This is a genomic window from Gibbsiella quercinecans (assembly GCF_002291425.1).
In the GTDB taxonomy this organism is placed as follows: Bacteria; Pseudomonadota; Gammaproteobacteria; order Enterobacterales; family Enterobacteriaceae; genus Gibbsiella; species Gibbsiella quercinecans.
This window is the reverse complement of record NZ_CP014136.1, coordinates 1,744,768-1,766,709: the sequence shown is the minus strand read 5'-3', so window position 1 is coordinate 1,766,709 and position 21,942 is coordinate 1,744,768. Positions and strand designations below refer to the sequence as shown.

General features: G+C 52.4%; 17 protein-coding genes, 3 tRNA genes and 3 rRNA genes. 12 read left to right on the top strand and 11 right to left on the bottom strand.

Translation table 11 applies throughout. From position 1 onward, the window contains the following. Positions 1-177: 177 nt before the first annotated feature. Positions 178-909 (bottom strand): outer membrane protein assembly factor BamD, encoded by a 732-nt coding sequence (gene bamD / locus ACN28Q_RS08220; RefSeq protein ID WP_095845898.1) that lies wholly within the window; start codon positions 907-909, stop codon positions 178-180. A 131-nt stretch (positions 910-1,040) separates the two neighbouring features. On the opposite strand from bamD, the gene rluD reads away from it, so the two are divergent. The 9 genes from rluD (at position 1,041) to ACN28Q_RS08175 (ending at position 12,338) form a co-directional block, all read left to right on the top strand. Then, positions 1,041-2,018, top strand: coding sequence for a 23S rRNA pseudouridine(1911/1915/1917) synthase RluD (gene rluD / locus ACN28Q_RS08215; RefSeq protein ID WP_095845897.1), 978 nt, complete (start codon positions 1,041-1,043; stop codon positions 2,016-2,018). Continuing rightward, a complete protein-coding gene (gene yfiH / locus ACN28Q_RS08210; RefSeq protein ID WP_095845896.1) occupies positions 2,018-2,749 on the top strand; it encodes a purine nucleoside phosphorylase YfiH in 732 nt (243 codons plus the stop codon). The genes rluD and yfiH overlap by 1 nt, the downstream gene beginning before the upstream one ends. Positions 2,750-2,879: 130 nt before the next feature. Continuing rightward, positions 2,880-5,453: an ATP-dependent chaperone ClpB gene (gene clpB / locus ACN28Q_RS08205; protein WP_095845895.1), complete on the top strand. Its 2,574-nt coding sequence runs from the start codon at positions 2,880-2,882 to the stop codon at positions 5,451-5,453. 497 nt (positions 5,454-5,950) lie between these two features. Next, a 16S ribosomal RNA gene (locus ACN28Q_RS08200) occupies positions 5,951-7,492 on the top strand. A 143-nt stretch (positions 7,493-7,635) separates the two neighbouring features. Then, positions 7,636-7,711, top strand: a tRNA-Glu gene (locus ACN28Q_RS08195). A gap of 185 nt (positions 7,712-7,896) precedes the next feature. Beyond that, positions 7,897-10,806: ribosomal RNA gene (locus ACN28Q_RS08190) — 23S ribosomal RNA — on the top strand. 108 nt (positions 10,807-10,914) lie between these two features. Continuing rightward, positions 10,915-11,030, top strand: a 5S ribosomal RNA gene (gene rrf, locus ACN28Q_RS08185). Together the 16S, 23S and 5S rRNA genes with 2 tRNA genes alongside form the textbook arrangement of a ribosomal RNA operon. A 94-nt stretch (positions 11,031-11,124) precedes the next feature. After that, positions 11,125-11,201: transfer RNA gene (locus ACN28Q_RS08180), tRNA-Asp, on the top strand. Positions 11,202-11,543: 342 nt separating this feature from the next. Next, on the top strand, positions 11,544-12,338 hold the full coding sequence (locus ACN28Q_RS08175) for an endonuclease/exonuclease/phosphatase family protein (protein WP_095845894.1): 795 nt from the start codon (positions 11,544-11,546) through the stop codon (positions 12,336-12,338). An 88-nt stretch (positions 12,339-12,426) separates the two neighbouring features. On the opposite strand, the gene mltD is transcribed toward ACN28Q_RS08175, so the two are convergent. After that, positions 12,427-13,812 (bottom strand): murein transglycosylase D, encoded by a 1,386-nt coding sequence (gene mltD / locus ACN28Q_RS08170; protein ID WP_095845893.1) that lies wholly within the window; start codon positions 13,810-13,812, stop codon positions 12,427-12,429. A gap of 72 nt (positions 13,813-13,884) precedes the next feature. After that, entirely contained in the window at positions 13,885-14,640 is a 756-nt protein-coding gene (gene gloB / locus ACN28Q_RS08165; RefSeq protein WP_095845892.1) for a hydroxyacylglutathione hydrolase, read from the bottom strand. A 44-nt stretch (positions 14,641-14,684) separates the two neighbouring features. Between gloB and ACN28Q_RS08160 the strand changes: the two genes are divergently transcribed. Further along, entirely contained in the window at positions 14,685-15,404 is a 720-nt protein-coding gene (locus tag ACN28Q_RS08160) for a class I SAM-dependent methyltransferase (RefSeq protein WP_095845891.1), read from the top strand. Here the strand turns inward: ACN28Q_RS08160 and rnhA are convergent. Further along, positions 15,401-15,868 carry a ribonuclease HI gene (gene rnhA / locus ACN28Q_RS08155; RefSeq protein ID WP_095845890.1) on the bottom strand — a complete coding sequence of 156 codons (468 nt, stop codon included), beginning with the start codon at positions 15,866-15,868 and terminating at the stop codon, positions 15,401-15,403. The two genes, ACN28Q_RS08160 and rnhA, sit on opposite strands and share 4 nt — an antisense overlap. Positions 15,869-15,939: 71 nt before the next feature. Here rnhA and dnaQ point away from each other — a divergent pair, with 71 nt between their 5' ends. Together dnaQ and ACN28Q_RS08145 are read left to right on the top strand one after the other, a co-directional pair. Continuing rightward, entirely contained in the window at positions 15,940-16,671 is a 732-nt protein-coding gene (gene dnaQ / locus ACN28Q_RS08150) for a DNA polymerase III subunit epsilon (RefSeq protein WP_095845889.1), read from the top strand. A 159-nt stretch (positions 16,672-16,830) separates the two neighbouring features. Then, positions 16,831-16,907: transfer RNA gene (locus ACN28Q_RS08145), tRNA-Asp, on the top strand. 160 nt (positions 16,908-17,067) lie between these two features. On the opposite strand, the gene ACN28Q_RS08140 is transcribed toward ACN28Q_RS08145, so the two are convergent. Genes ACN28Q_RS08140 through ACN28Q_RS08110 form a run of 7 tightly spaced genes read right to left on the bottom strand, consistent with a single transcriptional unit; the run spans position 17,068 to position 21,941 of the window. Next, a complete protein-coding gene (locus tag ACN28Q_RS08140) occupies positions 17,068-17,700 on the bottom strand; it encodes a lytic transglycosylase domain-containing protein (RefSeq protein WP_095845888.1) in 633 nt (210 codons plus the stop codon). Between the two features lie 26 nt (positions 17,701-17,726). Beyond that, complete coding sequence (locus tag ACN28Q_RS08135; protein WP_131928988.1) at positions 17,727-19,466, bottom strand: TadE/TadG family type IV pilus assembly protein; 1,740 nt, start codon at positions 19,464-19,466, stop codon at positions 17,727-17,729. A 31-nt stretch (positions 19,467-19,497) separates the two neighbouring features. Next, positions 19,498-20,082, bottom strand: a complete 585-nt coding sequence (gene tadF / locus ACN28Q_RS08130) for a tight adherence pilus pseudopilin TadF (protein ID WP_095845886.1) — start codon at positions 20,080-20,082, stop codon at positions 19,498-19,500. Further along, positions 20,072-20,572: a TadE/TadG family type IV pilus assembly protein gene (locus tag ACN28Q_RS08125; RefSeq protein WP_131928987.1), complete on the bottom strand. Its 501-nt coding sequence runs from the start codon at positions 20,570-20,572 to the stop codon at positions 20,072-20,074. The genes tadF and ACN28Q_RS08125 overlap by 11 nt, the downstream gene beginning before the upstream one ends. 40 nt (positions 20,573-20,612) lie before the next feature. Continuing rightward, positions 20,613-21,038, bottom strand: a complete 426-nt coding sequence (locus ACN28Q_RS08120; protein ID WP_095845884.1) for an A24 family peptidase — start codon at positions 21,036-21,038, stop codon at positions 20,613-20,615. A gap of 41 nt (positions 21,039-21,079) precedes the next feature. Further along, a complete protein-coding gene (locus ACN28Q_RS08115) occupies positions 21,080-21,475 on the bottom strand; it encodes a hypothetical protein (RefSeq protein ID WP_095845883.1) in 396 nt (131 codons plus the stop codon). Beyond that, entirely contained in the window at positions 21,468-21,941 is a 474-nt protein-coding gene (locus ACN28Q_RS08110; protein ID WP_121572386.1) for a roadblock/LC7 domain-containing protein, read from the bottom strand. The genes ACN28Q_RS08115 and ACN28Q_RS08110 overlap by 8 nt, the downstream gene beginning before the upstream one ends. Between the last annotated feature and the right edge of the window lies 1 nt (position 21,942).

Sequence of the window (21,942 nt, the reverse complement as noted above, 5' to 3'; positions counted from 1 at the left end):
CCTGCATACAGCGCTTGAGTCTTGGTGCCGGATCGCGCATTATTGATGGGATAACTTTGTGGCGTATAGCGCTAATAGCCTGTTTTTATTAAGGTGTATAGCCAGTTCTTAGTGCGTCGGCAGAATAAAAAACGGCAGCTGAAGGCTGCCGTTTTTTGTGTCTTGCCACCGGAGATGTTAAGCCGGGTTGGCGGCAATAATCTTCGCGACTTTATCTGCCTGGCCGTTCAACTGCAGTTGCTTGTAAGCATTTTCCATCAGCGGCAGTGCATCATGGGTCGCTTTGGTATCCGGGAAATCACGCAGCATCTGTTCTACACGGTTAACAACCGCGACGTAAGCGCCGCGTTTGGTGTAGTATTGCGCAACGGAAAGTTCGTATTTGGATAAACGATCTTTCAGGAACACCAAACGTTTTTGCGCATCGGTCGCGTACTGGCTGTTCGGATACTGCTGGATCAACTGGCTGAAATCACGGAACGCGGCACGTGCGTGCTCTGGATCGCGGTCAGAACGATCGACGCCAAAGAAGCCCTGCAGCGCACTGTCATCCAGCGCCATATCCGTCAAACCGCGCATATACATCACGTAATCGATGTTCGGGTGCGTTGGGTTCAAGCGCATGAAGCGATCGATAGACGCTTGTGCCAGTGGCAGATCGGCAGATTTGTAGTAGGCATAGATAAGATCCAACTGAACCTGCTGGGAGTATGGCCCGAAAGGATAGCGGTTATCTAACGCTTCGAGTTGCGTAATAGCACCCTTGAAGTTACCGTCCTGTAGTTTTTGCTGGGCGTTAGCATAGATTTCCGAAGGCGGGTTGTCGGGAACCGTATCCTTGGAACTGGAGCAACCTGCCAGCGCCAGGCTCAACGTGGCTGCCGCCACCAGATATTTCATACGCGTCATGACGTTTTGATTATCCTCAGGGTGTTATTCCGGGAGACTGACCGTTAAGCTCCCGACAAAGACCAGTTACAATAGCACATTATATTAAACGGCATCGCCGTGAAAACCCAACGTTAACGAAGAAGCTGCATATGGCACAACAAGTACAACTCACCGCAACGGTGGCCGAATCTCAACTCGGACAACGTTTAGATCAGGCTTTGGCCGAATTGTTCCCTGATTATTCAAGATCTCGCATAAAAGATTGGATCCTGGAAGATCGGGTTCAGGTCAATGGCAAAACGATAAACAAACCGAAAGAGAAGGTGCTGGGCGGGGAGACGGTCGCCATTGATGCACAGATAGAAGAAGACGCACGTTGGGAACCGCAGAATATTGCGCTGGATATCGTCTATGAAGACAGCGACATCCTGGTGATCAACAAGCCGCGCGATCTGGTGGTGCACCCCGGCGCCGGCAACCCGGATGGGACAGTGCTGAACGCGCTGCTCTATCACTTCCCGGCCATTGCCGATGTGCCGCGTGCCGGCATTGTTCACCGCCTGGATAAAGACACCACCGGGCTGATGGTGGTGGCGAAAACCGTGCCTGCGCAGACACGGCTGGTGGAATCGCTGCAGGCGCGGGAAATTACCCGTGAGTATGAAGCGGTGGCGATCGGCACCATGACCGCCGGCGGCACGGTGGAGGAGCCGATTGCTCGCCACTCGACCAAACGCACCCATATGGCCGTGCATCCCATGGGTAAACCGGCGGTGACCCACTACCGTATTATGGAGCATTTCCGCGCCCATACCCGCCTGCGGCTTCGGCTGGAAACCGGGCGTACGCACCAGATCCGCGTTCATATGTCGCATATCAATCATCCGCTGGTGGGCGATCCGCTCTACGGTGGTCGCCCACGCCCGCCGAAAGGGGCATCGGAGGCGTTTATTCACACCCTGCGCGGTTTTGATCGCCAGGCATTGCATGCCACCATGCTGCGCTTGTATCACCCGATCAGCGGGATTCAAATGGAATGGCATGCGCCGTTGCCGCAAGACATGGTCGATCTGGTGGATGCGCTGAAAGCGGATACCGAAGCGTTTAAAGAGCAGATGGATTGGTGATGGATCCACTCATCGTGCCCGATTGGCCGTGTCCTGAAAGGGTGCGGGCCGGTGCCACTTCCCGGCATGGCGGTGTCAGCCGCCCGCCTTATGATTCACTCAACCTCGGGACACACGTGGGCGATGATGCCCAGGCGGTGGCGGCTAATCGCGCGCGCCTGGTGGCGGGGGCGGCATTGCCGCAGATGCCGGTATGGCTCGAACAGGTGCATGGTACCCGTGTGCAGCACCTGAACGGCACGCCGCCGCAGGATGTGCGCGCAGACGCGGTTTACACGCGCCAGGTTGGGCAGGTGTGTGCGGTGATGACGGCAGATTGCCTGCCGGTATTGTTTTGCTCACGCTCTGGTGATGAAGTGGCCGCCGCCCATGCCGGTTGGCGCGGGTTATGCCATGGCGTGCTGGAAAATACCGTGGCCGCTTTTGCTGCCCAGCCGGGCGACATTTCCGCCTGGTTGGGGCCAGCCATCGGGCCGCAACGCTTTGAAGTCGGGGCAGAAGTTCGCGCCGCGTTTATTGCGGTTGATCCCCAGGCCGCGGTGGCGTTTACACCCTACGGCGATAAATTCCTGGCCGATATTTACCAACTGGCGCGCCAGCGCCTGGGGCGTGCCGGGGTCACCGCCGTATACGGCGGCGGGCGTTGTACCGTGACGGAAAGCCGCCAATTTTTCTCTTTCCGGCGCGATGGAATCACCGGGCGTATGGCAAGTTTAATCTGGCTGATATAACCTATTGAATTAGGACGATCCACTGACGCATAACGTGGTACTCATAATAAAGTGTTGGAATAACCTTGAAAATTTGAGGGATGACCTCATTTAATCTCCAGTAGCAATTCTGACCTATATTGGAGGTGTTATGCGTCTGGATCGTCTTACCAACAAATTCCAGCTTGCCCTCGCCGATGCCCAATCCCTAGCCCTTGGGCGCGACAACCAGTTTATTGAACCGTTACACCTGATGAGCGCTTTGCTCGCACAGGAAGGGGGCACGGTTCGCCCACTGTTAACTTCTGCCGGTATCGATGCAGGCCGTGTAAGCACCGAGATCGAGCAGGCGTTATCCCGTTTACCGCAGGTTGAAGGTACCGGCGGTGACGTACAACCATCCCATGAACTTGTCCGGGTGCTGAACCTGTGCGATAAGCTGGCGCAAAAACGTGCGGATAAATTCATTTCTTCAGAGCTGTTTGTGTTGGCTGCGCTGGAAGATCGCGGTGCGCTGACCGATTTGCTCAAAGCTGCCGGCGCAACGGCCGACAAAATCAGTAAGGCCGTCGAGCAGATGCGCGGGGGGGAAAGTGTGAATGAGCAAGGTGCGGAAGATCAACGGCAGGCATTGAAGAAATACACCATTGATCTTACCGAGCGCGCGGAGCAGGGGAAACTGGACCCGGTTATCGGCCGTGATGAAGAAATCCGCCGTACTATCCAGGTGCTGCAGCGCAGAACCAAGAACAACCCGGTGTTGATCGGTGAGCCCGGCGTGGGTAAAACCGCGATTGTTGAAGGATTGGCCCAGCGTATTATTAACGGTGAAGTGCCGGAAGGGCTGAAGCATAAACGCGTGCTTTCGCTGGATATGGGGGCGCTGATCGCTGGGGCGAAATACCGCGGTGAGTTTGAAGAGCGTCTGAAAGCCGTATTGAGCGATCTGTCTAAACAGGAAGGCAGCGTCATCCTGTTCATCGACGAATTGCACACCATGGTCGGGGCGGGTAAAGGCGACGGCGCAATGGATGCCGGTAATATGCTTAAACCTGCGCTGGCCCGTGGTGAACTGCACTGCGTTGGCGCCACCACGCTTGACGAATACCGCCAGTATATCGAGAAGGATGCGGCGCTTGAGCGGCGTTTCCAGAAAGTGTTTGTGGCTGAGCCCAGCGTTGAAGATACCATCGCTATTCTGCGCGGCCTGAAAGAACGCTATGAGCTACACCATCATGTGCAGATTACCGATCCGGCTATCGTGGCTGCCGCAACGTTGTCGCACCGCTATATCGCCGATCGCCAGTTGCCGGATAAAGCCATCGACCTGATCGATGAAGCTGCATCCAGCATCCGTATGCAGATGGACTCTAAGCCGGAATCGCTTGATCGGCTTGAGCGCCGTATCATCCAACTAAAATTGGAACAGCAGGCGCTGAACAAAGAATCTGACGACGCAAGTAAGAAGCGCCTGGAAATGCTGAGTGGCGAGCTGGATCAGAAAGAGCGTGAATATGCTGAGCTTGAAGATGAGTGGAAAGCTGAGAAGGCTTCGTTGTCTGGCACTCAGAATATTAAAGCAGAGCTTGAGCAAGCCAAGATAAGCCTTGAGCAGGCGCGCCGTGTGGGCGATCTGGGGCGTATGTCCGAACTGCAGTACGGTAAAATTCCAGAGCTGGAAAAACAGCTTGCCGCGGCGACCAACGCCGAAGGCAAAACCATGAAGCTGCTGCGCAATCGCGTTACCGACGCCGAGATCGCCGAAGTGCTGGCGAAAGCCACCGGGATCCCGGTGGCCAGAATGCTGGAAGGTGAGCGCGATAAACTGTTGCGTCTGGAACAGGAACTGCATTCGCGCGTGATCGGCCAGGATGAAGCGGTGAACGCCGTTTCCAACGCCATTCGCCGTAGCCGCGCTGGCCTGTCGGATCCAAACCGGCCGATCGGCTCTTTCCTGTTCCTGGGGCCAACCGGGGTGGGGAAAACCGAGCTGTGTAAAGCGCTGGCGTCGTTCCTGTTCGACAGCGACGATGCGATGGTGCGTATCGACATGTCCGAGTTTATGGAGAAACACTCCGTGTCGCGGCTGGTGGGTGCGCCTCCGGGCTACGTCGGCTATGAGGAAGGCGGTTATCTGACCGAAGCGGTGCGCCGCAGACCTTACTCGGTGATCCTGCTTGATGAGGTAGAGAAAGCGCACCCGGATGTGTTCAATATCCTGCTGCAGGTCTTGGACGACGGCCGCCTGACGGATGGCCAGGGCCGAACCGTTGATTTCCGTAATACGGTGGTGATCATGACATCCAACCTCGGCTCCGATCTGATTCAGGCGCACTTTGGCGAGATGAACTATGCGCAGATGAAAGAATCCGTGATGGAAATGGTCAGCCACCATTTCCGCCCGGAATTCATCAACCGTATTGATGAAGTAGTAGTCTTCCATCCGCTCGGCCAGAAACATATTGCTGCGATTGCCAAGATCCAACTGGCTCGTCTGTATAAACGCCTGGAAGAACGTGGTTACGAAGTCACCATGACCACGCCGGCTTTGGAACTGCTGGGCAAGATTGGTTACGATCCTGTCTATGGTGCGCGGCCGTTGAAACGCGCCATCCAGCAAGAGATCGAAAACCCGCTGGCGCAGCAGATACTGTCCGGGAAATTGTTGCCGGGCAAACCGGTAACGCTGGATGTCGAAAACGAGCATATTGTGGCTAAACAATAACTGCCAGGCTGCAAGTGAATGAGAAGGGAGCGAGCAATCGCTCCCTTTTCTTTTATCGCTTTAATGGGCTTTGCCGGTGTGGCGGGCTAAAAACGAACGTTTCCCGGTGAATTAATGCGCTATCAGGGGCTTTTTGGCGTTTTTATATTCGTTTGACAGTTTTTTTTAAATTAGGGGTTGCAGGCTGCCGGGAAGTCCCTATAATGCGCCTCCACTGACCGGGAACAACGACTGACAAGCCGCCGGGTCAGCAAGACGAAAGCGAAATAAACGCTTGACTCTTCGGGCTAAAAGCGTAATATACGCAGCCCACGCCAGCGACTTTATCGCCGGCGACGCTCTTTAACAATTTATCAGACAATCTGTGTGGGCACTCACAAGACGATATCCAGCACCTTCGGGTGCACAAAAATATCAAGTCTTGAAGAGTGACTAACTGAAGTAAAATTCATGCAGTAAATCTTCGAGCACGCTATTAACTTAGCAAATCAAGCTTTTAATTGAAGAGTTTGATCATGGCTCAGATTGAACGCTGGCGGCAGGCCTAACACATGCAAGTCGAGCGGCAGCGGGAGGAAGCTTGCTTCCTCGCCGGCGAGCGGCGGACGGGTGAGTAATGTCTGGGAAACTGCCCGATGGAGGGGGATAACTACTGGAAACGGTAGCTAATACCGCATAACGTCGCAAGACCAAAGTGGGGGACCTTAGGGCCTCACACCATCGGATGTGCCCAGATGGGATTAGCTAGTAGGTGGGGTAATGGCTCACCTAGGCGACGATCCCTAGCTGGTCTGAGAGGATGACCAGCCACACTGGAACTGAGACACGGTCCAGACTCCTACGGGAGGCAGCAGTGGGGAATATTGCACAATGGGCGCAAGCCTGATGCAGCCATGCCGCGTGTGTGAAGAAGGCCTTCGGGTTGTAAAGCACTTTCAGCGAGGAGGAAGGCGTTGTAGTTAATAACTGCAGCGATTGACGTTACTCGCAGAAGAAGCACCGGCTAACTCCGTGCCAGCAGCCGCGGTAATACGGAGGGTGCAAGCGTTAATCGGAATTACTGGGCGTAAAGCGCACGCAGGCGGTCTGTTAAGTCAGATGTGAAATCCCCGGGCTTAACCTGGGAACTGCATTTGAAACTGGCAGGCTAGAGTCTCGTAGAGGGGGGTAGAATTCCAGGTGTAGCGGTGAAATGCGTAGAGATCTGGAGGAATACCGGTGGCGAAGGCGGCCCCCTGGACGAAGACTGACGCTCAGGTGCGAAAGCGTGGGGAGCAAACAGGATTAGATACCCTGGTAGTCCACGCTGTAAACGATGTCGATTTGGAGGTTGTGGCCTTGAGCCGTGGCTTCCGGAGCTAACGCGTTAAATCGACCGCCTGGGGAGTACGGCCGCAAGGTTAAAACTCAAATGAATTGACGGGGGCCCGCACAAGCGGTGGAGCATGTGGTTTAATTCGATGCAACGCGAAGAACCTTACCTACTCTTGACATCCAGAGAACTTTCCAGAGATGGATTGGTGCCTTCGGGAACTCTGAGACAGGTGCTGCATGGCTGTCGTCAGCTCGTGTTGTGAAATGTTGGGTTAAGTCCCGCAACGAGCGCAACCCTTATCCTTTGTTGCCAGCGGTTCGGCCGGGAACTCAAAGGAGACTGCCAGTGATAAACTGGAGGAAGGTGGGGATGACGTCAAGTCATCATGGCCCTTACGAGTAGGGCTACACACGTGCTACAATGGCATATACAAAGAGAAGCGACCTCGCGAGAGCAAGCGGACCTCATAAAGTATGTCGTAGTCCGGATTGGAGTCTGCAACTCGACTCCATGAAGTCGGAATCGCTAGTAATCGTAGATCAGAATGCTACGGTGAATACGTTCCCGGGCCTTGTACACACCGCCCGTCACACCATGGGAGTGGGTTGCAAAAGAAGTAGGTAGCTTAACCTTCGGGAGGGCGCTTACCACTTTGTGATTCATGACTGGGGTGAAGTCGTAACAAGGTAACCGTAGGGGAACCTGCGGTTGGATCACCTCCTTACCGAACGATATCTGAATGTGTAGTGTCCACACAGATTGTCTGATGAAATGAATGAGCAAGAGCACCTGTTGATGCGGTAGGGGAAACCTTACGCTGATGCGAAAGTGCCATATCACGCGAGTGGTCTGGTACGGAATTTTCGTGTCCCCATCGTCTAGAGGCCTAGGACACTGCCCTTTCACGGCTGTAACAGGGGTTCGAATCCCCTTGGGGACGCCATTCCGATAATGAGTGAAAGACATTATCACCGAATATCTTAAAGATGACTTTAACGAGTCGTGTTTAAGATATTGCTCTTTAACAATCTGGAACAAGCTGAAAATTGAAATGATGAATAATCGAAAGATTATTCACGAGTCTCTCAAAAGCGCACAGCCGATGATGGAAACATCTTCGGGTTGTGAGGTTAAGTGACTAAGCGTACACGGTGGATGCCTAGGCAGTCAGAGGCGATGAAGGGCGTGCTAATCTGCGATAAGCGTCGGTAAGCTGATATGAAGCGTAATAACCGGCGATACCCGAATGGGGAAACCCAGTGTGTTTCGACACACTATTGCATGGTGAATCCATAGCCATGCAAGGCGAACCGGGGGAACTGAAACATCTAAGTACCCCGAGGAAAAGAAATCAACCGAGATTCCCCCAGTAGCGGCGAGCGAACGGGGAAGAGCCCAGAACCTGAATCAGTTTGTGTCTTAGTGGAAGCGTCTGGAAAGTCGCGCAGCAAAGGGTGATAGCCCCGTACACCAAAAGGCATGAATTGTGAGTTCGATGAGTAGGGCGGGACACGTGTTATCCTGTCTGAATATGGGGGGACCATCCTCCAAGGCTAAATACTCCTGACTGACCGATAGTGAACCAGTACCGTGAGGGAAAGGCGAAAAGAACCCCGGCGAGGGGAGTGAAATAGAACCTGAAACCGTGTACGTACAAGCAGTGGGAGCCTTGATTTATCAGGGTGACTGCGTACCTTTTGTATAATGGGTCAGCGACTTATATTTTGTAGCAAGGTTAACCGAATAGGGGAGCCGTAGGGAAACCGAGTCTTAACTGGGCGTCAAGTTGCAAGGTATAGACCCGAAACCCGGTGATCTAGCCATGGGCAGGTTGAAGGTTGGGTAACACTAACTGGAGGACCGAACCGACTAATGTTGAAAAATTAGCGGATGACTTGTGGCTGGGGGTGAAAGGCCAATCAAACCGGGAGATAGCTGGTTCTCCCCGAAAGCTATTTAGGTAGCGCCTCGTGAACTCATCTTCGGGGGTAGAGCACTGTTTCGGCTAGGGGGCCACCCCGGCTTACCAAACCGATGCAAACTGCGAATACCGAAGAATGTTATCACGGGAGACACACGGCGGGTGCTAACGTCCGTCGTGAAGAGGGAAACAACCCAGACCGCCAGCTAAGGTCCCAAAGTCATGGTTAAGTGGGAAACGATGTGGGAAGGCATAGACAGCCAGGATGTTGGCTTAGAAGCAGCCATCATTTAAAGAAAGCGTAATAGCTCACTGGTCGAGTCGGCCTGCGCGGAAGATGTAACGGGGCTAAACCATGCACCGAAGCTGCGGCAGCGACGTTTAGGCGTTGTTGGGTAGGGGAGCGTTCTGTAAGCCGTTGAAGGTGGCCTGTGAGGGTTGCTGGAGGTATCAGAAGTGCGAATGCTGACATAAGTAACGATAATGCGGGTGAAAAACCCGCACGCCGGAAGACCAAGGGTTCCTGTCCAACGTTAATCGGGGCAGGGTGAGTCGACTCCTAAGGCGAGGCTGAAAAGCGTAGTCGATGGGAAACAGGTTAATATTCCTGTACTTGGTGTTACTGCGAAGGGGGGACGGAGAAGGCTAGGCTGGCCGGGCGACGGTTGTCCCGGTTTAAGCGTGTAGGGGGGTAGTCCTGGTAAATCCGGACTGCTTTAACCCTGAGGCGTGATGACGAGTCACTACGGTGGCGAAGCAGTTGATGCCCAGCTTCCAGGAAAAGCCTCTAAGCATCAGGTAACATCAAATCGTACCCCAAACCGACACAGGTGGTCAGGTAGAGAATACTCAGGCGCTTGAGAGAACTCGGGTGAAGGAACTAGGCAAAATGGTGCCGTAACTTCGGGAGAAGGCACGCTGGCGCGTAGGTGAAGTCCCTCGCGGACGGAGCTGAAGCCAGTCGCAGATACCAGCTGGCTGCAACTGTTTAATAAAAACACAGCACTGTGCAAACACGAAAGTGGACGTATACGGTGTGACGCCTGCCCGGTGCCGGAAGGTTAATTGATGGGGTCAGCCGCAAGGCGAAGCTCTTGATCGAAGCCCCGGTAAACGGCGGCCGTAACTATAACGGTCCTAAGGTAGCGAAATTCCTTGTCGGGTAAGTTCCGACCTGCACGAATGGCGTAATGATGGCCAGGCTGTCTCCACCCGAGACTCAGTGAAATTGAACTCGCTGTGAAGATGCAGTGTACCCGCGGCAAGACGGAAAGACCCCGTGAACCTTTACTATAGCTTGACACTGAACATTGAGCCTTGATGTGTAGGATAGGTGGGAGGCTTAGAAGTGTGGACGCCAGTCTGCATGGAGCCAACCTTGAAATACCACCCTTTAATGTTTGATGTTCTAACTCGGCCCCCTGAGCGGGGGTGAGGACAGTGTCTGGTGGGTAGTTTGACTGGGGCGGTCTCCTCCCAAAGAGTAACGGAGGAGCACGAAGGTTAGCTAATCCTGGTCGGACATCAGGAGGTTAGTGCAAAGGCATAAGCTAGCTTGACTGCGAGAGTGACGGCTCGAGCAGGTGCGAAAGCAGGTCTTAGTGATCCGGTGGTTCTGAATGGAAGGGCCATCGCTCAACGGATAAAAGGTACTCCGGGGATAACAGGCTGATACCGCCCAAGAGTTCATATCGACGGCGGTGTTTGGCACCTCGATGTCGGCTCATCACATCCTGGGGCTGAAGTAGGTCCCAAGGGTATGGCTGTTCGCCATTTAAAGTGGTACGCGAGCTGGGTTTAGAACGTCGTGAGACAGTTCGGTCCCTATCTGCCGTGGGCGTTGGAAGATTGAGAGGGGTTGCTCCTAGTACGAGAGGACCGGAGTGAACGCACCACTGGTGTTCGGGTTGTCATGCCAATGGCATTGCCCGGTAGCTAAGTGCGGAAGAGATAAGCGCTGAAAGCATCTAAGCGCGAAACTTGCCTCGAGATGAGTCTTCCCTTGGACCTTGAGTCCACTAAAGGAACGTTTAAGACTAAGACGTTGATAGGCTGGGTGTGTAAGTGCAGCGATGCATTGAGCTAACCAGTACTAATGAACCGTGAGGCTTAACCTTACAACACCGAAGGTGTTTTAGAGACTTGACAGAGATTTTTAGCTTGTTTACAGATTGGTTTTGGTGGTTGTGTGAAAGTACACAACGGCCGGAATGAAACAGAATTTGCCTGGCGGCAATAGCGCGGTGGTCCCACCTGACCCCATGCCGAACTCAGAAGTGAAACGCCGTAGCGCCGATGGTAGTGTGGGGTCTCCCCATGCGAGAGTAGGACACTGCCAGGCATCAAACAACGTTGTTAGCGTGACGGCTGGCAATAGCAGGGCTGCGATGAGCAGTTTTGCAGGTATCGAAAGATACCGCGTAAAAGAAATCGGTGGAGCGGTAGTTCAGTTGGTTAGAATACCTGCCTGTCACGCAGGGGGTCGCGGGTTCGAGCCCCGTCCGTTCCGCCACTTATTAAGAAGCCCCGAGTCAATGACTCGGGGCTTTTTTTCGTCTAATGTTCCCCATGCCATCTTTTCTCTGTTTTTATTTGGTGCCTTCGCGCCGAATACAGGATCGTTTTCGCATTAATAATCACCAACCTTTACAGAGATATACCCTATTACCGATTGAAATTGTTACCGGGCGTCCTTATAACTGAATAATACGCCTGCGGTAAAAGCCATGCCGGGCGTTTACCGCAGGCGTATAATCAGTAAGCTACTGGCTGTACGGGCCATGTAGGGCTCTGCTTGGGCCGGGTGTTTCACGCTAGAAAGTGATTTTTCATCTGATGGGGAAAGGCGAATAACGTGCCGAAACGAACTTATGCTATGAGGTATGTTGCTGGCCAGCCGGTTGAGCGAATTTTCCCAGGTGCCATGAAGCTGCCGTTGCCGCTCGGTGCGGCCTTGCCAACGGCAGGGGCGTTACGCGTCATGGTATGGAATATTTTCAAGCAGCAGCGGGCTGACTGGCTTTCTGTACTGCAAAGCTATGGCAGGGATGCGCAGCTGGTTTTATTGCAGGAAGCGCAGACCACGCCTGAACTGGTCAGTTTTGCCACTTCGCACTACCAGGCGGCCGATCAGGTGCCTGCGTTCGTTTTGCCGCAGCACCCTTCTGGTGTGATGACGCTGGCGGCGGCGCAACCGGTGTATTGCTGCCCGCTACGTGAACGCGAGCCTTTCTTGCGCCTGGCGAAATCAGCGTTGATTACGGTGTATCCGTTGTTCAACGGCCAACTGCTGATGGTGGTTAACATCCATGCGGTGAATTTTAGCCTGGGCGTTGATGTTTACAGCAAACAGCTGGGCCCGATTGGTGAGCAGATTGCCAGCCACAATGGCCCGGTGATTATGGCCGGCGATTTCAATGCCTGGAGCCGTAAGCGTATCAATGCGTTGTATCAGTTTGCTTCGGACATGGCGCTACGTGAAGTTAACTTTGCCAATGATAACCGCCGTACGGCGTTTGGCCGCCCGCTGGACTTTGTTTTCTACCGTAATCTTGGGGTGACTGGCGCATCGGTATTGGTCACGCGCGCCTCGGATCATAACCCGCTGTTGGTCGAGTTTTATCCCGAAACTGATAAGCCCCGATGGTAGGCGCCTGTTCAAGCCTGTTTCCATCAAATGAAAAAAATGCCAGCCGGCTAAGCCTGACTGGCATTTTTATTAAGCAGAACCCTGAGAGCTAGGTTTCCGGCGACATCTTGTTATTGACGAACAGCGTCAGCTTCAAGCCCGGCTGCAGGCTGTTGCCCTTGCCAAGCATGGTGTTCCAACGCATCACATCATCAATATTTACGCCATGGCGCTGTGCAATGCTGGCAAGCGAATCACCGCGGCGAACCTGATAGGTAATGCTGCTGTTGCTGCCGCTATTGCTGGCGACTTGCAGGTTCTGGCCAACTTTCAGCGTGCTCTTCGCATGCAGGTTGTTCCAGTTCTGCAGATCCCGGGTACTGATGTTCAGCCGTTTAGCAATCGCGGATAAGGTATCGCCGGAGCGCACTTTATACGTGGTATTGCTCGTCACACTGCTGTTCTTGGCCAACTGGGTCGTCGGTTGCGAAGCAGCGATGCGTACATCGACCAAAGAGTCTTTCAACTGATCGGCATTCACCTTGGGCACCATGATGTAATGAGGCCCGTTTGGTGCGGTTACGCCTTTCTTATAGCCCGGGTTATACGCCTTCATTTTACTGATCGGCAACCCTGCCAGCTCAGCCGCCTGAGTTAACTGTATCTGCTGCCCAACATCAACACGGGCCAGCGCACGGGTTTCATCTGTTTTTGGCAGACGAACACCATAGCGCTTGCTGTTTTTGATGATGTCGCTCAGTGCCAGCATTTTCGGAACATAGATTGACGTTTCACGCGGAAGCGACAATGCCCAGAAATTGGTTGGCTTACCCTGGCGTTTATTGGCTTTCAGCGCCTGCATCACGCGGCCTTCACCACTGTTATAGGCAGCAACGGTCAATAACCAGTCACCGTCAAACATGCGGTTCAAGCGCTGCATCATGTCCAGCGCAGCAGTCGTCGAGGCAACCACATCACGGCGCCCGTCATACCACTGATTGTTCTTCAAACCATAATTACGACCCGTTTGCGGTACAATCTGCCATAGCCCTGCGGCGTTGGCACTTGATGTGGCGTGTGGGTCAAAAGCGCTCTCCACTATGGGTAGCAGTACCAGTTCCATCGGCATGTTGCGTTTCTTGATTTGCCCGACTATCCAGTACATGTACGGCTCTGCCCGTAATGTTACATCGTGGAGATAGCTCTTACTTTTTAGATACTTTCTTTTTTGTTCACGGATCCGGGAATTTTCCGGAACCTCCATCTTCAGTTCGTCACTAATGAAGTTCCACAGATCTTGTTGCGCGGCACCACTGTTGTTATCCAGCCACCGCGCCGAGCTCGCTCGGCCATTTTCTGTGTACTTTCCTGCTTCACTTTCTTGACCTGCCGAAGACAGACTCTGTGCATGCTGCACTGGTGCCGGCGCGTCCTGCCTGGACGACTGGCACCCGACTAGCAAGACTGAGGCGAGTATTATCGCTTTAGCCTTCATGTGTGTGTCAATATAGGTTGCTTAAAAGACGAGCAATCATACTTTGCTTCACCAAACAAAACAACCAAAAGCTTAGAAGTTGTCTTTCCGCAGGCGTAATTCGGAAAAAACCGAATGAAGCTGCTTGGGTGGAGAGTTAAAACCCAATTTCTTTTGTAAATCAGCGTCATGGCAGCGTAAAAACAGGTTAATTTTACGCTCTAATTGCAATGTTGTTGGTACGCTGGGTTGCTGTTTTGCCCTTGTTGCTTCAACTTGTTGTTGATACGTTTCAATTCGTCGATCTTCCGGTAAAATTGCCCGCGAAAACTTAAGATTTGAAAGAGTATATTCATGTGCGCAACAAATCAGGGTTTCATCAGGAAGTTGCGCGATCCGTTGAAATGATTGGTACATTTGCTCCGCCGTGCCTTCAAATAGTTTGCCGCAGCCAGCCGAGAACATCGTATCGCCGCAAAATAAATAAGGCGCGCTGTAGTATGCCACGTGGCCGAGTGTGTGCCCGGGAACGGCGAAGACGCTGTATTTCCGGCCGTTGATTGCCAGCAGATCGCCATCTTTTACAATCTGCGTCGCCCCTTTATCGGCGGTTTCCTGCGGCCCATAAACCACCAGGCCGGGATATTGCGCAACAAGCTGTTTAACGCCGCCTACGTGGTCATGGTGATGGTGGGTAAGCAAAATGGCGTCAGGGATCAGTTGAAGGCGTTGGAGCGCGGCAAGCACGGGCGCGGCTTCGCCAGGATCGACGATGATGCAGTGCCCTTCCTGGTTATCCAATAGCCAAATGTAATTATCCTGCAGGGCAGGAATGCTGATAAGATTCATGGCGGACCCCTCATTGGCAATGTCTCGAAAGAAGATAATAAATCATGCGACCAGCCCATACGCTACAAAAGCTGAACAGCCCGCGCTCGTGGGGCGGTTTGCTGTGGGGCGAGTATTATCGTGATGCGCTTGAACGGCAGTTGCAACCCTGGTGGCCGAAACTGTTTGGTTTTCACCTGCTGAAATTGGGTAACCTCAGCGCCGAGCTGGCGACGGAAAAATGTGCTATTTCCCACCAGGTTAACGTTGGCCTGGAAGGTGATAACTTGCAAGTGATTGCGGCGCCTTATCAACTGCCGTTTGCGGCAAAATCGGTGGATGCCTGCTTGCTGGCGCATACGCTCTCCTTTGCTGACGATCCCCATCGTATGCTGCGTGAGGTTGATCGGGTGCTGATCGACGACGGCTGGCTGGTAATCAGCAGTTTTAATCCGTTCAGCCTGTTGGGGCTGGGGAAACTGGTGCCGGGCCTGCGCCGGCGGCAGCCCTACGCAAGCCGGATGTTTACCCAGATGCGCCTGTTGGACTGGCTGAGCCTGCTTAACTACGAGGTGCTGTATCAGGCGCGTTTTCAGGTGTTGCCGTGGCACCGCCTGGGGGGGAAGTTCCTGAGTACGCATTTGCCGGCGCTGGGATGCATGAGCGTGATTGTGGCGCGTAAGCGCACCGTGCCGTTGACGCCGGTGCCGATGAAGGTGGGGGCGCGGAAACCTTCTCTTAGCCGCGCGGTGGGCGCGACCAAGAGCTATCGCAAACTGCCTTAGGCTTCCGGCTGGTAACCTACGTCGTCCTGGGTAGGGTTACCGGCGGCTGCGCGCGCCAATTCGTCGCAGCGTTCGTTTTCCGGGTGGCCGGCATGGCCTTTGACCCACACCCAGCGGATGGTGTGGTGCTGTATGGCCTGATCCAGCCGCTGCCACAGATCAACGTTTTTCACCGGTTTTTTATCAGCGGTTTTCCAGCCGCGCTTTTTCCAATTGTGGATCCACTGGGTGATGCCCTGGCGCACATACTGGCTGTCGGTGCTGAGGATCACTTCGCACGGCGTGGTGAGCGCTTCCAGCGCCACGATCGCCGCCATCAGTTCCATCCGGTTATTGGTGGTCAAGCGGTAACCGGTATGAAAGGTTTTCTCGTGTTGTTTGTAACGTAAAATAGCGCCGTAGCCGCCGGGGCCTGGGTTGCCGAGGCAGGAGCCGTCGGTGAAAATTTCTACCTGTTTGAGCATATCTGGTAGACTCTTCCTCTTAGTTTTATAAAAGCCAAGTCTGACATAAACGAGCGCTGCGAGCACTGCATATGATCTCTACACCAACCAGACAAATCGTTCTTGATACCGAAACCACCGGTATGAACAAACTCGGGGTTCACTATGAAGGCCACCGGATTATTGAAATCGGCGCCGTCGAAGTGATTAACCGCCGTCTGACCGGGCGCCATTACCACGTTTATATTCGCCCGGACAGGCAGGTGGATCCCGAAGCCTATAACGTACATGGCATCAGCGACGAATTTCTGGCAGACAAGCCGACGTTTGCGCAGGTTGCCGATGAGTTTTTGGCGTTTATCCGCGGCGGCGAACTGGTGATCCATAACGCAACGTTTGATATCGGCTTTATGGATTATGAGTTCCGCATGCTGAAGCGGGATATCCCAAAAACCGAGACCTTTTGTACTATCACCGATAGTCTGTTGATGGCGCGCCGCCTGTTCCCGGGCAAGCGTAATAACCTGGATGCGTTGTGCAACCGTTACGAGATAGATAACAGCAAACGAACGCTGCACGGCGCATTGCTCGATGCCGAGATCCTGGCGGAAGTTTATCTGGCCATGACCGGTGGCCAGACGTCAATGGCATTCCAGATGGAAGGGGACACCCAGCAAGCTAATGCCAGCCAGGATATCCAGCGTATTGCGCGCCCAGCTTCGGCGATGAAAGTGGTGTATGCCAGCGATGACGACCTGGCCGCCCACGAAGCGCGCCTGGATCTGGTGGTGAAAAAAGGCGGTAGCTGCCTGTGGCGAGCTTAACCGGTTTGTTTGCCGCGAGTAGGGGCAATAAAACTGGCTGATAGTTTGGCTGCGTTTTCGTTGAAAAACTGTGCAAACGGTTATTTTTATGAGAAAAAGGCATTGACGGCAACGAAGGGCAACCGTAATATTCGCGTCGTCCCCGCAAGGGGCTAGCGCGGAGCGGTAGTTCAGTTGGTTAGAATACCTGCCTGTCACGCAGGGGGTCGCGGGTTCGAGCCCCGTCCGTTCCGCCACTTAATCTATTCCGAGGTGTACTTTTACATCTCAGGACGAAAAAAACCGTATTGCTGTCATAGGCGTACGGTTTTTTTTCGTCTCTATATTATCCCCGTCATAGTGGGGTATCCGGCAGCAAAGCTGCAGGTGCATTGGCTGCCTAACACGTATCGCTATTCAGTCTCCTCGTAGTGTCTTAACTCCCATCGTTGTGGTATTGCCGAGCTGTGATATTTTCGCCCCTGATTGCGTTTGCTTGTTTTCTTCGGCGGAAGGTGGCTTCACGGCGGGGCGGGTTTTGCCGTTCGGGATCACTGTAATGGCCGTGGCGGTGTTTGTGGGAAGCGTGGGTTTTACCGCCATAATCCGCTCGACGTAGCTGGTTTGCGCCTGGCCTTCCGGTACAAATCCGCGCCTGAAATTGCCGCTGTAATAGCATGAAAAGGCCGCCAGTTGCGCCTGTTGCCCGGCAAACTTTCCGGAAGCACGCTGCAGGCACTCATTAAAAATACCGGCGGCGGCACGGGCGTTATGGCAGGGATCGAAGACCGTTTCATAGGTCAGCCCGTATTTGTCCAGGTTATAGCGGTTAACCTGGCCCAGCCCCATCGAAAAGTTCCAGCCAGCCAGCTCCAGATATAACGCGGTGGCGATGGCTTCTTCTTTATGCCTGGGCTGGCGCGCCAGGCGGCCGCCCACGACGCCAATAGCATAGGGGTTAAACGATGATTCCACTTTTATTAATCGTTCCAGTGTCTGTGGTGCAACATCAGGCGCACACTGATTAGCCAGAAAAGCGAAATCGATCACGCAGACCTCCTTGTAACATCAACCGGCTATTCCTGCTCATTTTTATTGATAAACTTGACGGAAGAATTTTTGGCAATACCCGTCAGGACATTAATCATATCCTGATAGTTGGTCGCCAGATAAACATTCTCCTTGCCCACGCAGTAATTTGACCACAGATTAAGGGCGGTGGTAGATGCTGAACTATTCACCGTAAAAATAAAGAACATATCGGCCTGTTCTGTGGGCGTTCCTTCAGGGTAGCGCAGCAATCCCTCTTTTATTTTGTCGCATAACGAATAGTCATCAAATAGCTTTTTCGCCAGGGTTCCATTATCTGAGTCAAGGCCATCTGATATTACGATAATTACCTTTCGCTGATTAACACCTTTGGCTATTACAGGAAGTGCACGCAGTAGGCCCGAGGTTACGTAGGTTGCGCCACCAGTTACCTGCATGTCGTTAAATTCGTCAATAATACTGCGATCATTTGTTAACTCGATAAGATAAGAGGCAGGTTTAGCCGTTTTACTTTTCAAGGTGTTGCTTGCCGTTGCAGCAGTGATGCTGCCAAATGTCGAATAACAATCATAATAAAATGGTCGTTCAGCAATAAGGTTGACCATATAATTATAGGTTGTCACCGCCTTATCTGAAAACATAAAACCGTCCGCCAGTAAGCCGTCAAAATCCATTGTAACGGTATTGAACATTGTGAGGTAGTAATAAGCATAATACATTAATTTTTGTGCCGCCGAGCGAGTTTCTAAAAATTCGGTATAATTATCAAACAGGTTTGCGCGCGAGTCGGCATCACAACTATACAGGGCCCGGCCATATGACTCGCCGTATCGGGGATTTTTAACACACCAGCTTTTATTAACCATGTCATCCATACTATATCCCGTTGCTGGAGAAACTACATTTTTATAATAATTGTATAAGGATTGATCGAGTTGGTAATATTGCGACGTTTGAGCTGGCAATGACGAACTGTAGTAGTATAATTTTTTATTATACCAGAAGTTCAAATCCACTCCTGCGTATTCCGATTTCAGTTTACCTACATGGGAGCAGCCAAAATTATTCCCCCCAGCAATATTCTCTCCGGGAAGAATAACAGATACGCCGGAAGTAAAGGGAATAATACCTACCGTATTAGATGACTCATCTGACAGTATTTCGTCCATGAATTCAGTCACCACTTTACGCAACAGTGCAATTCTTGTCAGGCCGGGTTCCGCAGAAGCACTTAACATTGATCCCGAAAAATCCAGCACTAATGCATAGTCTGTAGGGTATTCGACTTCCTCAATGGTTCTTCTGACCACGCCCGCACTACTGTCGGCCCGGAGGTCAAGCGATGAATCGAAGCCCACCTCTCTCTGGGCACCGATGATGGGCTGAACGCTGGCCTTGCCGCTGCCCGTATAGTCCACGGACTCAACCTTGCCAGACGTGCTGTAATTCATTGCCACCGTAATCTTCAGATCGTTTTTAGAGATCGTCGCATCCGGCAAATAATATGAAAGATAACTATGCAGCAGGGTAATATTCGCGGTTTCGTCCGCACTGGTCGCGTTGCGGTTATCCACCATGGCGACCGCCAGAACCCCTTGATTAAGGCCATCCGCCAGTCTGGCGCGGCTACTTTGAAAACGCGCGCCATCATACGCCACGGAATAAAACATAATCAGTAGCGGAAACATAATGGCAAACATGACGGTTATCGCTCCGTATTCCTTGCGTAACGGACGCACGACAAACCGAAATAACAGGTTTCGCATAATTTTTTCACCTCACCCATGAGGAACAGTATTAACGCGGAATAACTGCATTACTGACGGCGAGATCGCCAATCGTTATTCCGACAGTGCCCAGCAGGCGTTTAAACAAACTTTCGCCGCCCGGCACACACAGCGTGATCTGATAAACAGGCAGCCAGCGCCCATCGGTATGCCACGGAGACAAATCTGTAATCTGGGCACTGGTTATTGAAACCGGAACGTTGCAGGTCACGGTCCCGCTGGAGAAAGACTGCGTGCTGGCCACTTTTTTGCTGGTGCTGGATTGAAAAAAAACAGCCTCCACCACCAGTTGGTAATGGCTATCAGCCAGGCGGCTCTCTTCCAGCAGGACGCCAGCCAGAGCGTAAAGATCGTTAGCATCCTGCTGGCTTATCGCTTCGTTTTCATTGTAAAAGACCTTTCTTTCACGTACGACGCTTGCGAGGGAGTGCGTTACGCGCTCCAGATAGCTTTTATTAAGAAATACGGCGCTGAAATCCAACAACAGGGCACACAGCAGAAAGAAAACCACGAAGTACAGGCCAGCCTCGATCGCCACGGCACCGCGTTCCTCACACAGAAAGCGTTCTGTATATTTACCCTTTTCACCCATCATTTTCTGTTTCTCGCTGAAATTCCTGGACAAGTAAAATTCTGCGGCTCAGCTCGCGTATGACACTTTGATTAGGAAAGAAAAAAAACAGCGGCTGATAATCCGTGGTCACTTTATAAAACGCCAGCGGCTTACCTGTTGCATCCGTTGTGGTACAGGTGTTGTTGATAACGGCGGCGATACTGTCACACCAGGTTACCGACAGCTCAACATGTACATCACGTGAAATCAGCGGCCAGCTTGCCATGCGTTTATTTATCTCATCATTAAAATAAAGCTGATAGTTCTCCGGCACCTGGGTAATAGAAGCAATATGACCGGACTCAGACGTAATGAGATCCAGCGCAGATGAGATAAATACTACCCGACACATTTCGGCAATAAAGAGTATTGAAATAATAAAGGGAATAAACACCATAGAAAATTCCATGGCGACAACCCCCCGTTCACTCCATAAATACTTATTCAGGGCGCCTGTCATCTTTTTTGACATAGATCCACCAGTCGTTATTTTGGGTATATCGGCATGCTATTCACGTCGCCATCCGTAGCCAGTACCCGCAGCTAATAGCCAGCGCATAGGGCACCGATGCGCGCTTTTGGCGATCGAAAAAATAAAAATACAGCAAGCTGGCAACGGAAACGGGGATGCCGGAGATGCCCGTCAGCAATAAGAAATCGCCCGTTTCTGAAGCCGTCAGAGCAACAGCCAACGCGCTGACTAACTTAACATCTCCGGCACCAATTAAATTCACCATCGACGCGAAAAAACCCAACGCCAATAGCAAGCAAGGCAGCACTATTGCTGGATATGGCATATGTACAAACCCTGATAATAAAGAGAGAAGAAGTATAATCAGCGTTGCCCGGTTAGGTATACGACGCCAGCGTATATCCGTATAGCAAACGTAGATAAGCATAATACTTATCCCGGTATTTAATAACCCTGCGATATCCACTTTATATGCCTCACTGCGATAAAATAGTCAGCGTATTTCCTTTAACGCGAATGGATATCCTCTTCGCCCACCGTTGGTTCACTCTCTTCAGCATAATCAGCGGCGCAAACCTGTAGCCAGGAAAAATACGTGGTGACGCTTTCTGTTATTTTTGTGTCACGATCGTAAAGTACCGGTGCCACCGCAATGGCATCACTGATGATATCTGCACAGGTTAACTCCACCGCCTGTGTTATCAGATGTGGAAAAATATCAGGAGTGCTTATGCCCTGCAGCATGTTGCGGCCCAGCCGATTAAGCCATTCCTGATGCCAGAACAAACGCTGCTGGATTAACGCCTCCCGGTTTCCCAGCACCGGCGCAATGGGAATAAAGCCGCAGCTGACATCCGCACAGCATAATCTGACGGCAAGCAACATCATTAATTGATTATTCATAATAATTTTCCTGCGGTGGTTGCGTGTCTTGCGGCATATTACAGAGCCCGGCAATGCTTCCTGCCAGCTGGCGCAACAACCAGAAAAGTTGCCCAAGCGGCTCCTGGGAGGAGGCAATGGCAGTCAGGCACAAAGGCTGGGGCCGGGAGGCTATTTTCCAGAGCAAAATATTGTCCGTCCCGCCTTCAATGGTGATGGCTTTTTGCTCTCCGGCATCAATTTCGTTCAGCATCGCGGTACCAATCCCAAGCACAGAACTGGTCATCGCCGCAATTTTATGTAGCCGCCCAGGATCCTCTTCTTTCAAAACCGCCGCTACTTCATAGCCATCAGCGGTGGCGACCAGGAGCTCTCCTATCACGGGATGGGCCTGGGCAAACTGCAACAGCAATTGCTGCACGGGTTGACTGAATTCACGGGAAACGGTTCCGGAATCTTTGATGTCGAAAGGAAGTATGCTTGTCATC